The organism is Streptomyces sp. NPDC046931, from assembly GCF_040644655.1.
GTDB lineage: Bacteria > Actinomycetota > Actinomycetes > Streptomycetales > Streptomycetaceae > Streptomyces.
In genome coordinates this window covers 60,733-73,671 of the sequence record NZ_JBEYWX010000032.1, presented here as the reverse complement: position 1 = coordinate 73,671, position 12,939 = coordinate 60,733, and the positions used below count along the sequence as shown (strand labels likewise).

11 protein-coding genes are annotated in these 12,939 nt (G+C 69.3%); 2 read left to right on the top strand and 9 right to left on the bottom strand.

From position 1 onward, the window contains the following. Window positions 1–313 precede the first annotated feature (313 nt). The 3 genes from ABZ876_RS34840 to thyX all read right to left on the bottom strand — a co-directional run bounded on the left by ABZ876_RS34840 (window position 314) and on the right by thyX (window position 3,978). Complete coding sequence (locus ABZ876_RS34840) at window positions 314–1,999, bottom strand: ribonuclease J (protein WP_361789327.1); 1,686 nt, start codon at window positions 1,997–1,999, stop codon at window positions 314–316. 127 nt (window positions 2,000–2,126) lie between these two features. Further along, window positions 2,127–3,026 carry a 4-hydroxy-tetrahydrodipicolinate synthase gene (gene dapA, locus ABZ876_RS34835; protein ID WP_361789325.1) on the bottom strand — a complete coding sequence of 300 codons (900 nt, stop codon included), beginning with the start codon at window positions 3,024–3,026 and terminating at the stop codon, window positions 2,127–2,129. A gap of 211 nt (window positions 3,027–3,237) precedes the next feature. Then, window positions 3,238–3,978 (bottom strand): FAD-dependent thymidylate synthase, encoded by a 741-nt coding sequence (gene thyX, locus ABZ876_RS34830; RefSeq protein ID WP_361789323.1) that lies wholly within the window; start codon window positions 3,976–3,978, stop codon window positions 3,238–3,240. 248 nt (window positions 3,979–4,226) lie between these two features. Here thyX and ABZ876_RS34825 point away from each other — a divergent pair, with 248 nt between their 5' ends. Further along, window positions 4,227–4,463 (top strand): hypothetical protein, encoded by a 237-nt coding sequence (locus ABZ876_RS34825; RefSeq protein ID WP_361789321.1) that lies wholly within the window; start codon window positions 4,227–4,229, stop codon window positions 4,461–4,463. Window positions 4,464–4,581: 118 nt separating this feature from the next. Next, window positions 4,582–5,139: a PH domain-containing protein gene (locus tag ABZ876_RS34820; RefSeq protein WP_361789319.1), complete on the top strand. Its 558-nt coding sequence runs from the start codon at window positions 4,582–4,584 to the stop codon at window positions 5,137–5,139. A gap of 118 nt (window positions 5,140–5,257) precedes the next feature. On the opposite strand, the gene ABZ876_RS34815 is transcribed toward ABZ876_RS34820, so the two are convergent. From ABZ876_RS34815 to eccD, 6 genes are all read right to left on the bottom strand, one after another. Next, complete coding sequence (locus tag ABZ876_RS34815) at window positions 5,258–5,710, bottom strand: tetratricopeptide repeat protein (protein WP_361789317.1); 453 nt, start codon at window positions 5,708–5,710, stop codon at window positions 5,258–5,260. A 6-nt stretch (window positions 5,711–5,716) separates the two neighbouring features. Continuing rightward, on the bottom strand, window positions 5,717–6,469 hold the full coding sequence (gene dapB, locus ABZ876_RS34810; protein WP_361789315.1) for a 4-hydroxy-tetrahydrodipicolinate reductase: 753 nt from the start codon (window positions 6,467–6,469) through the stop codon (window positions 5,717–5,719). Between the two features lie 26 nt (window positions 6,470–6,495). Continuing rightward, window positions 6,496–7,875, bottom strand: coding sequence for a pitrilysin family protein (locus ABZ876_RS34805; protein WP_361789313.1), 1,380 nt, complete (start codon window positions 7,873–7,875; stop codon window positions 6,496–6,498). Then, complete coding sequence (locus ABZ876_RS34800) at window positions 7,872–10,091, bottom strand: polyribonucleotide nucleotidyltransferase (RefSeq protein ID WP_361789312.1); 2,220 nt, start codon at window positions 10,089–10,091, stop codon at window positions 7,872–7,874. Before ABZ876_RS34800 ends, ABZ876_RS34805 begins: the two co-directional genes overlap by 4 nt. Window positions 10,092–10,416: 325 nt before the next feature. After that, window positions 10,417–10,704 (bottom strand): 30S ribosomal protein S15, encoded by a 288-nt coding sequence (rpsO, locus tag ABZ876_RS34795; protein WP_190193894.1) that lies wholly within the window; start codon window positions 10,702–10,704, stop codon window positions 10,417–10,419. Window positions 10,705–11,234: 530 nt separating this feature from the next. Then, window positions 11,235–12,692 carry a type VII secretion integral membrane protein EccD gene (eccD, locus tag ABZ876_RS34790; RefSeq protein WP_361789311.1) on the bottom strand — a complete coding sequence of 486 codons (1,458 nt, stop codon included), beginning with the start codon at window positions 12,690–12,692 and terminating at the stop codon, window positions 11,235–11,237. Window positions 12,693–12,939 lie beyond the last annotated feature (247 nt).

Genomic DNA, 12,939 nt, shown 5'->3' with positions numbered 1-12,939 from the left:
GTACTCACCCGAGAGACTCTCTCAGGCTTTCCTCCGGGCGCTTCCCTTCGGTGTTTCCGACTCTATCAGATCTTTTCTCGACCCGATTTCCTCGGCGCTTTCCAGGTTCCCGCTCTCGCGTTTCCCTTTTCGGCGGCTCCGACTTTATCAGAGGTTCTGAGCCGGAATTTCCACCCTGCCGGGGCCGGTCCCTGACGCTCGGTGGCGCCGGGTTCCCCCGCTGGCGGAGCCGTAAACGTACTGGAGCGAGGCGCCCCGATGCAAATCGAGGGGCCTCGCTCCAGGTTCACGTGCGTGAGGACTTGACGGAGTGTCAGACCTCGACCACCACAGGCAGGATCATCGGCCTGCGACGGTAGGTGTCCGAGACCCACTTGCCGAGGGTCCGTCGGATGAGCTGTTGCAGCTGGTGGGGCTCGACCACGCCGTCCAGAGCGGACCGCTCCAGCACCTCCGTGATCTTCGGGATCACGTCGCCGAACGCGGAGTCCTCGATGCCCGAGCCACGGGCCTGGACATGGGGGCCGCCCGTGATCTTGCCCGTCGAGGAGTCCACGACCACGAAGACCGAGATGATGCCCTCGTCGCCGAGGATCTTGCGGTCCTTGAGTGCCGGCTCCCCCACGTCACCGACCGAGAGGCCGTCGACGTACACGTATCCGGCCTGGACCTTGCCGGAGATCCTCGCCTTGCCCTCGACGAGGTCGACGGCGATGCCGTCCTCGGCGATGACGATCCGGTCGTGCGGGACACCCGTGAGCGCGCCCAGTTCGGCGTTGGCCCGCAGATGGCGCCATTCGCCGTGGACCGGCATCAGGTTCTTCGGGCGGCAGATGTTGTAGAAGTACAGCAGCTCGCCCGCGGACGCGTGGCCGGAGACGTGCACCTTGGCGTTGCCCTTGTGGACGACGTTGGCGCCCCAGCGGGTCAGGCCGTTGATCACGCGGTACACCGCGTTCTCGTTGCCCGGGATCAGCGAGGACGCCAGGATCACCGTGTCGCCCTGGACGATGCGGATCTGGTGGTCCCGGTTCGCCATCCGTGACAGGGCCGCCATCGGCTCGCCCTGCGAGCCCGTGCACACGAGCACGACTTCGTTGTCGGGCAGGTCGTCCAGTGTCTTGACGTCCACCACCAGACCGGGCGGCACCTTCAGGTACCCGAGGTCCCGGGCGATGCCCATGTTGCGGACCATGGAGCGGCCCACGAAGGCGACCCGGCGGCCGTGCTCGTGCGCGGCGTCCAGAATCTGCTGAATGCGGTGGACGTGGCTGGCGAAACTCGCCACGATGATCCGCTTGCGGGCGCCCGCGAAGACTTGGCGCAGGACGTTGGAGATGTCGCGCTCGTGCGGGGTGAACCCGGGGACCTCGGCGTTGGTGGAGTCCGTGAGGAGAAGGTCGATGCCTTCCTCACTCAGCCGTGCGAACGCGTGGAGGTCGGTCAGACGGTTGTCCATCGGCAACTGGTCCATCTTGAAGTCGCCAGTGTGGACGACCATGCCGGCGGGGGTGCGGATCGCGACCGCGAGAGCGTCCGGAATGGAGTGGTTGACCGCGATGAACTCGCAGTCGAAGGGGCCGACCCGCTCCCGCCCGCCCTCGGCGACCTCGAGGGTGTACGGACGGATGCGGTGCTCCTGGAGCTTCGCCTCGATCAGTGCGAGGGTCAGCTTGGAGCCGATCAGCGGGATGTCCGGCTTCTCCCGCAGCAGGAACGGCACGCCTCCGATGTGGTCCTCGTGGCCGTGCGTGAGGACGATGCCCTCCACGTCGTCGAGACGATCGCGGATGGACGAGAAGTCCGGCAGGATCAGGTCGATTCCGGGCTGCTCCTCCTCAGGGAAGAGCACTCCGCAGTCGACGATGAGCAGACGGCCGCCGTACTCGAAGACGGTCATGTTCCGGCCGATTTCCCCGAGGCCGCCGAGCGGGGTGACCCTCAGGCCGCCTTCAGGGAGCTTCGGCGGCGGGCCGAGTTCAGGATGCGGATGACTCAAAAGACTCTCCTCACCACGCACGCCACGTACCGGTAGGGGCACGTGGCGCGCGTGACGTTCGTGCAAAAGCAGTTGTCGTGTGGGGTGCAGGCACCTTGGTCCTGCCTATTCAGTTGTGAAGTCTTTGTCAGAGCTCTACCCCGCCGGCAGCAAGATCGATCTTGAGCTGGGCGATCTCCTCGGGCGAGAGCTCGACCATGGGCGGGCGCAGCGGTCCTGCGGGCAGCCCTTGGAGCGCGAGCGCGGCCTTGGTGGTCATGACGCCCTGGGTGCGGAACATGCCGGTGAACACCGGGAGCAGCTTCTGGTGGATCTCCAGGGCTTTCTGGACGTCGCCGCTGACGTGAGCCTCGGCCATCGCCCGCAGCTCCGGCGTGACGACATGGCCGACGACCGAGACGAAGCCCACCGCACCCACCGAGAGCAGGGGCAGATTGAGCATGTCGTCGCCGGAGTACCAGGCGAGGCCGGACTGGGCGATGGCCCAGCTGGCGCGGCCGAGGTCGCCCTTGGCGTCCTTGTTGGCGACGATCCGGGGGTGCTCGGCCAGGCGGACGATGGTCTCGGTGGTGATCGGCACGCCGCTGCGGCCCGGGATGTCGTAGAGCATGACGGGCAGCTCGGTGGCGTCGGCGATGGCCTTGAAGTGCCGGAACAGGCCTTCCTGAGGGGGCTTGTTGTAGTACGGCGTCACAGTCAGCAGTCCGTGTGCGCCGGCCTTCTGCGCCGCGCGCGCCAGTTCGATGCTGTGGTGGGTGTCGTTGGTGCCGACACCGGCGATGATGTGGGCGCGGTCGCCGACCGCCTCCAGGACTGCTCGGACGAGCTCCGATTTCTCCGCGTCACTGGTGGTGGGGGACTCGCCGGTGGTGCCGTTGATGATCAGGCCGTCGTTGCCTGCGTCCACCAGGTGGGTGGCGAGCCGCTGCGCGCCGTCGAGGTCGAGTGCGCCGTCCGCCGTGAACGGCGTGACCATGGCGGTGAGGATCCGCCCGAAGGGGATCTGCGGAGTGGAGGTCGGAGCCATGGCATACACGCTACTCGTTGCTCAGGGCGAGGTCTGCCCTCGGGGTTCGGGGAAAGTCCTGACAAAGGGGGAACCCGGCACTGCCTGCTCGGGGGTTCAAGCAGTGCCGGGTCCGTTTGATCAGGCTAGATGAACTTCGCGAAATGCCGCAATACGGACACTTCGCTCGGCTGACCGCACATCTGTACCCGGCCGGTGAACAGGCGCCGTATTACGGCGCCACGCGCCCGTTGGCGTTGAAGGCGGCATAGGTGAGGGGCATGAGCTTGGCCCACTCCGCCTCCATCCTCTCGCCGACCATCTCGATCTCCCGCTGCGGGAAGGAGGGCACCTTGGCCAGCTCGTGCTGGGTGCGCAGGCCGAGGAAGTGCATCAGCGAGCGAGCGTTGCAGGTCGCGTACATCGACGAGAACATGCCGACCGGGAGGACCGAACGGGCGACCTCGCGGGCGACTCCTGCCGCGAGCATCTCCTGGTACGCCTCGTACGCGTGTACGTACGCGTCCTCCATGACGCGGCCGACCAGCTCCTGCTGCGCCTGAGTGCCCTCGACGAACCTGTACTGCCCGGGGCGGCCCTGCTGCACGAGTTTGCGGGACTCGCCGGGGACGTAGAAGACGGGCTGGAGCTCGCGGTAGCGCCCGCTCTCCTCGTTGTACGACCAGCCCACGCGGTGCCGCATGAACTCGCGGAAGACGAAGATCGGGGCGCTGATGAAGAACGTCATCGAGTTGTGCTCGAACGGGCTTCCGTGCCGGTCCCGCATCAGGTAGTTGATCAGCCCCTTGGAGCGCTCCGGGTCCTTCCTCAACTCGTCGAGGGACTGCTCGCCGGCGGTGGAGACACGGGCGGCCCACAGCACATCGGAGTCGGCCGCGCTGTGCTTGACCAGCTCGACGGTGACGTCGCTGCGGAAGCTGGGCTTGAGGTCGTCGGCGGGGGTGTCGGTCACGGCGTGGAAGATCCTTCCCATCACAGGCTCGGGCGGCGCCCACTCTACGGCCCGGCACCGACAACGGGGCGTTCGGTGCCGGGCCACGACATTCGTCGGCGAAGTTCGGCGAAATCGGCGAAAGGGGGCACCATCCGCCGCTTCCGCGCGTCTGTATGAGTGACGATGCCCCGTTCGGGTCACCCGGTCTTCAGCAAGCCCGGGGGACCCCCGGTCCCTACAAGCCACCAAGAGGAGATGCGCTCCCCATGTTCCGTCGGCGCGAACCCGTACCGTTCGCCTTCCTCGCCGAAGCCGACTCGTTCCGCAGCAATGTCACTCCCCCGCCCCGCCAGCGTGCCTCGGTCGGTCAGATAGCCGGGCGCTGGCTCACGGGGCTCACCATCGTGGCCGGCCTCGTGGGCGCTCTCGTCATAGGCACGCCCTCGTTGGCGCACCAGTCACCCGCGGCCACGCAGCACTCCGAGGCCTCGGACGGACGCTGACGCGCTCCCGCCGTCCGGTCGGCGCGGGGGCACTCCCCCGGCCCCCCAAGGGTGGTGGGCGAGGACATGGCTCGATAGCCTCACCGGGCACAGCCCCATGACCGAGTGAGGATCAGCCGTGTCCCTGTCCTTCCTGACGGCCGACCGTGCTTACGAGCAGGCAGCGGACGATCTTCCGCTGCCGTACGACGACCGCGACCGCTGGCGGCGCCCCTACCGCCCCGGTCCGTGGCGGGTGGGCTCGGCCGCGCTCCTGCTGCTCCTGGCCTCGTACCTGCTCTTCGCGGCCGTCATCATCGCGCTCACCGGCACGCTCTCCGGCGCCGCCACGGTCCTCGCCATCGCGCTGGTCGTCGTCGCCGGAGCCCTGCGGCTGCTGCGCATGGGTGTGTGGGTGAGCGCGCGCGGGCTGCGCCGGGTGGCCTTCTTCGGGACGCGTACGGCGCCCTGGGAGCGGGTCGTCTCGGTGCGGACGGTGCAGCAGCCGGTGCGCTGGCTCGGGCTTCCGCGCACGGTGCAGGGGCAGGCGCTGGTCCTCGTACGCAAGGACCGTCCGGCCGAGGAACTGCCGCCCCTGCTGACCACGCACGGCGCCGACTTCCTGGCGCGCCCGGAGGCCTTCGACCGGGCGGCGGACACGGTCGAGGCGTGGGCCGCGGAGTACGGCCGGGTCTGAGGCGCCACCGCGGCCTGAGGCACGACCGGGCCTGAGGCACGACGACGAAGGGGGCCGCCCGCGGATGCGGTACGGCCCCTCGAGGTGCATACAAGCCCTCCGTCGGCCCACGCGGCCCTCAGGATGCGACCGGCTTGCCCTCGCGCAGGGCGATCGCCCGCTGCATCGCCTTGCGGGCGCGGGGCGTGTCATGGGCGTCGTGGTAGGCGATGGCCAGCCGGAACCAGCTGCGCCAGTCGTCCGGGTCCGCCTCCGTCTCCGCCCTGCGCCGGGCGAAGACCTCGTCGGCCGACTCACGGTCGATCCGGCCGCTGGGGGTGCGCCTGAGCTCGTCGACGGGCAGACCGCCCTCGGCGTCCAGCTCGGCGGCGAGCCGGTTGGCCTTGCGGACGAACTGCGTGTTCTTCCACAGGAACCAGACACCGATGACCGGCAGGACCAGCACCGCGATACCGAAGGGGACGGTGACCGCGGTGCCGTTCTGGATCAGGAGCACACCACGGCTGCCGACCAGGACGAAGTAGACGACCAGGACGGCGGCCGTGACGGCGTAGGTGATCTTCGCGCGCATGGACGGCTACTTCAGGTCGAGGAAGTGCTCCAGGCCGAAGGTGAGGCCCGGGGTGGTCACGACGCGGCGGGTGCCGAGCAGGATGCCCGGCATGAAGCTGCTGTGGTGCAGCGAGTCATGGCGGATGGTGAGGGTCTCGCCCTCGCCGCCGAGCAGCACCTCCTGGTGGGCGAGCAGGCCGCGCAGGCGGACCGCGTGCACCGGGACGCCGTCGACACTCGCCCCGCGGGCGCCGTCCAGGGCCGTCACCGTCGCGTCGGGCTGAGGGGCGCTGCCCGCCTGCTGCCGGGCGGCGGCGATCAGCTGCGCGGTGCGCGTGGCGGTGCCGCTGGGGGCGTCCACCTTGTTCGGGTGGTGCAGCTCGATGACCTCGACGGACTCGAAGTACGGGGCGGCCGCCTCGGCGAACTTCATGGTCAGCACAGCGCCGATGGAGAAGTTCGGGGCGATGAGAACGCCCGTCTCCGGCGACTGGGCCAGCCAGCCCCTCAGCTGTGCGAGGCGCTCGTCGGTCCAGCCCGTCGTGCCCACCACGGCGTGGATGCCGTGCCGTACGCAGAAGTCGAGGTTGCCCATCACCGAGGCCGGCGTGGTCAGCTCCACCGCCACCTGGGCGCCCGTGTCGACGAGGCTCTCCAGCCTGTCGCCCCGGCCGAGGGCGGCCACCAGTTCCATGTCCTCGGCGGCTTCGACGGCCCGTACCGCCTCCGCACCGATCCGGCCCTTGGCGCCCAGGACCGCCACGCGCAGCTTGCTCATCTCTCTTGCTTCCTTACCGCAGGGGATTACGCGACCGCGTCGTGCAGACGGGACGCCTGCTTGTCCTTCAGTGGGCCGATGACCGACAGCGAGGGCCGCTGTCCGAGGACGTCCCGGGCCACGGACCGGACGTCGTCCGGGGTGACCGCGGCTATCCGCGCCAGCATGTCGTCCACGGACATCTGGTCGCCCCAGCACAGCTCGCTCTTGCCGATACGGTTCATCAGCGCGCCGGTGTCCTCCAGCCCGAGCACCGTGGACCCGCGCAGCTGACCGATGGCACGGGCGATCTCGTCGTCGGACAGGCCGTGCTCGGCCACGTGGTCCAGCTCGTCACGGCAGATCTTCAGCACGTCGTGCACCTGGCTCGGGCGGCAGCCCGCGTACACGCCGAAGAGGCCGCAGTCGGCGAAGCCGGACGTGTACGAGTACACGCTGTAGGCGAGGCCCCGCTTCTCCCGGACCTCCTGGAACAGGCGGGACGACATGCCGCCGCCGAGCGCCGTGTTCAGCACCCCGAGGGCCCAGCGGCGCTCGTCGGTGCGGCCGAGGCCAGGCATGCCGAGGACGACGTGCGCCTGCTCGGTCTTGCGGGACAGCAGCTCCACCCGGCCGGCGGTGCGGATGGCGCGGCGGCCGTCGCGCGGTCCGAGGGGCGCGGCGTCCGACCGCGTGAGCGCGCCGGCCTTCTCGAAGGCGGCACGCACCTGGCGTACGACCTTGTTGTGGTCGACGTTGCCGGCGCACGCGACCACCAGGTGCGTGGGGTCGTAGTGCTTCCGGTAGAAACGGCGGATACGGTCCGCGGACAGGGCGTTGACCGTGTCCACCGTGCCGAGGACCGGGCGGCCGAGCGGGGTGTCGCCGAGCATCGTGTGCGCGAACAGGTCGTGCACACAGTCGCCCGGGTCGTCCTCCGTCATCGCGATCTCCTCGAGGATCGCGCCGCGCTCGACGTCGACGTCCTCCTCGCGGATCAGCGAGCCGGTGAGCATGTCGCAGACGACGTCGATCGCCAGCGGCAGATCGGTGTCGAGTACGCGCGCGTAGTAGCACGTGTACTCCTTCGCCGTGAACGCGTTCATCTCGCCGCCGACCGCGTCGATCGCGGCCGAGATGTCCAGCGCACTGCGTCGCTGCGTGCCCTTGAAAAGGAGGTGCTCGAGGTAGTGCGTGGCACCGTTCAGGGCCGGCGTCTCGTCGCGGGAGCCGACATGCGCCCAGATGCCGAAGGTGGCGGAGCGCACCGAGGGCAGGGTCTCGGTCACGACGCGCAGCCCACCCGGGAGGGTGGTCTTGCGGACGGTACCGATGCCGTTCATGCCCTTGATGAGGGTTTGGGTACGGGCGACGGCCCGCGCCTCCGAGGAGGTGCGGGCCGTCGCCTTGGAGCCACGGGACGTCACTTGTCGGTGTCGTCCTTCGCCTCGTCGGCCGCTTCCTCGCCCTCGATCACGGGGATGAGGGAGAGCTTGCCGCGGGAGTCGATCTCGGCGATCTCGACCTGGACCTTCTGGCCCACGCCGACCACGTCCTCGACGTTCTCCACGCGCTTGCCGCCGGCGAGCTTGCGGATCTGCGAGATGTGCAGCAGACCGTCCTTGCCCGGCAGCAGCGAGACGAACGCGCCGAAGGTGGTCGTCTTCACGACCGTGCCCAGGTAGCGCTCGCCGACCTCCGGCATGGTCGGGTTGGCGATGGCGTTGATCGACGCGCGAGCGGCCTCGGCGGACGGGCCGTCGGCCGCGCCGATGTAGATCGTGCCGTCGTCCTCGATCGTGATCTCGGCGCCGGTGTCCTCCTGGATCTGGTTGATCATCTTGCCCTTGGGGCCGATGACCTCACCGATCTTGTCGACCGGGATCTTGACGGTGATGATCCGCGGGGCCGTCGGGGACATCTCGTCCGGACGGTCGATGGCCTCCGTCATCACGTCGAGGATGTGCAGACGCGCGTCACGTGCCTGCTTCAGCGCGGCGGCCAGGACGGAGGCCGGGATGCCGTCCAGCTTGGTGTCGAGCTGGAGGGCGGTCACGAACTCCTTGGTGCCGGCGACCTTGAAGTCCATGTCGCCGAAGGCGTCCTCGGCGCCGAGGATGTCGGTCAGCGTCACGTAGTGCGTCTCGCCGTCGACCTCCTGGGAGATCAGGCCCATGGCGATACCGGCGACCGGGGCCTTCAGCGGCACACCGGCGTTCAGCAGCGACATGGTGGAGGCGCACACCGAACCCATGGACGTCGAGCCGTTGGAACCGAGGGCCTCGGACACCTGACGGATCGCGTAGGGGAACTCCTCGCGCGCCGGCAGCACCGGGACCAAGGCGCGCTCGGCGAGGGCGCCATGGCCGATCTCGCGGCGCTTCGGGGAGCCGACGCGGCCGGTCTCACCCGTGGAGTACGGCGGGAAGTTGTAGTTGTGCATGTAGCGCTTGCGCGTCACCGGGGAGAGGGTGTCGAGCTGCTGCTCCATGCGCAGCATGTTCAGCGTGGTGACGCCCAGGATCTGGGTCTCGCCACGCTCGAACAGCGCCGAGCCGTGCACCCGCGGGATGGCCTCGACCTCGGCGGCCAGGGTGCGGATGTCGGTGACACCGCGGCCGTCGATGCGCTTCTTCTCCTTGATGACGCGCTCGCGGACCAGGGCCTTGGTCAGCGCGCGGTACGCGGCGGAGATCTCCTTCTCGCGGCCCTCGAACTCCGGCAGGAGCTTCTCGGCGGCGAGCTGCTTGACGCGGTCGAGCTCCGTCTCGCGCTCCTGCTTGCCGGCGATGGTGAGCGCCTGGGCCAGCTCGGGGCGGACGGCGGCGGTCAGCGCCTCCAGGACGTCGTCCTGGTAGTCGAGGAAGATCGGGAAATCGGCGGTCGGCTTGGCGGCCTTCGCGGCGAGGTCCGCCTGGGCCTTGACCAGCACCTTGATGAAGGGCTTCGCGGCATCCAGACCGGCGGCGACGACCTCCTCGGTGGGGGCCTCGGCGCCGTTCTGGGTGAGCTTGATGGTGTGCTCGGTGGCCTCGGCCTCGACCATCATGATCGCGACGTCGCCGTCCTCCAGGACGCGGCCCGCGACGACCATGTCGAAGACGGCGTCCTCCAGCTCGGTGTGCGTCGGGAAGGCGACCCACTGGCCGCCGATCAGTGCGACGCGGACGCCGCCGATCGGGCCGGAGAAGGGCAGACCGGCCAGCTGCGTGGACGCGGAGGCGGCGTTGATCGCCACGACGTCGTACAGGTGGTCGGGGTTGAGCGCCATGATGGTGGCGACGACCTGGATCTCGTTGCGCAGGCCCTTCTTGAAGGACGGGCGCAGCGGGCGGTCGATGAGCCGGCAGGTGAGGATGGCGTCCTCGGACGGACGGCCCTCACGGCGGAAGAAGGAACCGGGGATCTTCCCGGCCGCGTACATCCGCTCCTCGACGTCGACCGTCAGCGGGAAGAAGTCGAGCTGTTCCTTGGGGCTCTTGGACGCGGTGGTGGCCGACAGGACCATCGTCTCGTCGTCCAGATACGCGACGGCGGAGCCGGCGGCCTGCTTGGCCAGGCGGCCCGTCTCGAAGCGGATGGTACGGGTGCCGAATGAGCCGTTGTCGATGACGGCCTCGGCGTAGTGGGTCTCGTTCTCCACTAGCGTTTTCTCCTCGTCTTCGTCCCTGGCTGCCCGTGTGGCAGGGGGACGCTGGCGGAGAAGCGCGCCGTCTGGTGCGGGCCGGTCTTCGATCGAAGCACCCGGGGCTCGCTTGCTCCCGGGGGCCACTACCGAGGACCGGCGGCGGCGAGGTGCGCTTCTCCTCGTTCGGTGTGCGGGTGCCCGCCCGGTACCTCCGGGTGCCACTCGCACCGTGTCGTACGTCTTGCGTTGTGCTACCACACTACAAAGCGGTGGTGACAGTCCGCACGTACAGCAAAGGGAGCGGCCCCCTTGGCGCGGGAACCGCTCCCTTCACGGCGTCTTACCTGGCGCCCGCCGCACCGCGGCGGATGCCGAGGCGGTCGACCAGCGTACGGAAGCGCTGGATGTCCTTCTTGGCCAGGTACTGCAGCAGGCGGCGACGCTGACCGACCAGGATCAGCAGACCACGGCGGGAGTGGTGGTCGTGCTTGTGGGTCTTGAGGTGCTCGGTCAGGTCCGAGATACGGCGGGACAGCAGCGCGACCTGGACCTCGGGGGAGCCGGTGTCACCCTCCTTGGTACCGAACTCGGACATGATCTGCTTCTTCGTAGCGGCGTCGAGCGACACGCGTACTCCTCGTAGTCTTCATAAATGCCACCGAGTGCCCCTGGTCTTCTGCTCAGGAGAACTTCCATGACTCGGAAGGCGGGGATCCGCTGGGCGCGACCTCCGGATCCCTGGCAGCCCTTGGGGGGCTTCGGTCGGAGTCCGGGGGTGCGTACACAAACGGCCGTCACACAGGGTACCAGCCCCGCAGCGACGGCCCGGCCCGGGGCCGGAAGGGGCAGGTAGGACCGGGTCGCAGGCCGCATGGGCACGGGCCGCAAGGTCACAGGCCGCAGAGTCGCAGGCCGCAAGGTCACAGGCCGAAGAGCCGCAGCAGCCGGAAGCCGAAGCCCGTGAAGGCAGGGCCGACGACGAGAATCGTCGGCCCGATCGCGCTTCTCGGGATCACCGGGTGCCCGCTCGCCATGGCCGGCCGGTGGTGCTGACGACCATCGCACTTCGGCGCGCCGGCCCGGGGTCCGGGTTGCCGCAAGTGTCGCGTCGCCCGCAGCTCTCGCCCGCCCCGTGCGCCGTCGGCCGCCGAGCGGCCCTCAAACCCCGCCGCGGACCTTGCCGTAGACGTCGAGGACGGCCAGGCAGACCGGGACCAGGGAGAGCAGCACCAGGGAGTCCGCGAGATCCAGCATGCGGCCCCAGAACGGTGAGAGCCCCTTCCGCGGCACGATCAGGGCGATCGCGATCAGGAGCAGCACTCCGGCCGCGACCGAGGCGCCGAGCCACAGGGTCCGGATGTCGACGGGACCGGAGTTGCCCTGGGCCAGCTCGATGAGGATGTCGGTCGGGGGCGAGATCGCCAGACCCAGGACCAGCAGGCCGAGCGTGACGACGCCGGCCACGAACAGGCACGTCACCTGGGCGGTGTACCGGAACAGGCGGGCCCGCAGCATCGCGGCGAGGCCGGTGCACAGGGCCAGCAGCTGGGCCCAGCCGCTGTCGCTGAAGCCGAGCACCGCGCCGCTCGCGCCGACGACGACCGCGGCGCAGCCACCGACCAGTCCGAGCAGCAGTTCGTGGCCCCTGCTGGTCTGGGCCACGATGCGCTGGACGTCGACGGCCTCCAGGTCCCCCTCCCGGCCCTCACGCCGGGCCCGGGCCAGGTCCTCCGGGTTGCGGAAACCGATCGGCAGCTTGGCGAAGCGAGCCGACCAGCCGGGCAGGAAACCGACGACGGCCAGCGCGACGACCGAGGTGCCCGCGGCGATCTCCCGTGGCCGCGCGTCGGTGAGCACACCGCAGAACACCGCGAGCGTGCCGATCGCGGCGGCCAGCGCCGCGGCCACGAAGGGTGCGTCTCCCTGCGGCAGCAGCATGATCAGCACGATGGACAAGAGCAGCACGGCGACGCAGCCGACGAGGAACTGGATCCTGCCGGGGCCTTCGCCCGCGTGCTGGGGGATGACACCGGAGCCCGCGATGAGTGCGTGCGGCAGGGCCGAGACGCCGAGCGCGACGGCGGATCCACGATCGTCGTACACCCGGGCCCGCACACCGGCCAGTGCCGTCAGGCCCAGTGCGACCACGCCGGCGAGGATGCCCTCAAGGCCGTTCATGTCGTGCCGTATCGGATCCGCGAACCAGAAGACGAAGCCCAGCATGACCAGCAGCAGCGCGCCGGAGACGAGACCGGCCATCCGCATCAGGCTGTCGTTCCAGCTGCGCATGTCCTGCTTGACCGCGGCCGCGATCGCGTCCACCACGTCGTCGTGAACGGCCGGCGGCAGCGAATCGGCGAAGGTCCGCAGCAGCAGCACCTCGCCGTCCCGGACCCGGTGTTCGAGCAACGACCGGCTCGCGTCGAGTACTTGGCCCTCACGGCGTACGAGGTGGTAGCCGGCGGGACTGGTCTCCGGCTGGACCAGGCCCGAAAGCCTCACAATCTCGGGAAAGAGGTCCTGGATCGGCAGGTCCTCCGGCAGCGCGACATCGACACGGCTGTCCGGCGCTGCGATGGTGATTCGGCAGAAACCCGTCGAAGTCCCCGTGCTCACCTGGTAGTTCCCCCTGCTAGACAAGGCTTCTTCACGTCTTTTTCACGTCTTGACGCCGCACGTGCGACGCGGAGCGCCACCCTATCCGTTGCCGCCGGAGGCACAGGGCCTGCCTACCTCTTTTCCTCCAGGACCCCCCAGGCATCTCCATCGTCCTGACGCTCTTGGCCACTTCCCGCATCAGTAGGATCGACGCCTGCGCGGACGACGCCTACGCGAACGAGAACAGGTCGCGATACACGGGGGC

Bases quoted from the DNA above. Each gene is read 5' to 3' on its own strand.
- dapA (WP_361789325.1), bottom strand. From the start codon at position 3,026: ATGGCTCCGACCTCCACTCCGCAGATCCCCTTCGGGCGGATCCTCACC.
- ABZ876_RS34825 (WP_361789321.1), top strand. From the start codon at position 4,227: ATGTTCCGTCGGCGCGAACCCGTACCGTTCGCCTTCCTCGCCGAAGCC.
- ABZ876_RS34815 (WP_361789317.1), bottom strand. From the start codon at position 5,710: ATGCGCGCGAAGATCACCTACGCCGTCACGGCCGCCGTCCTGGTCGTC.
- dapB (WP_361789315.1), bottom strand. From the start codon at position 6,469: ATGAGCAAGCTGCGCGTGGCGGTCCTGGGCGCCAAGGGCCGGATCGGT.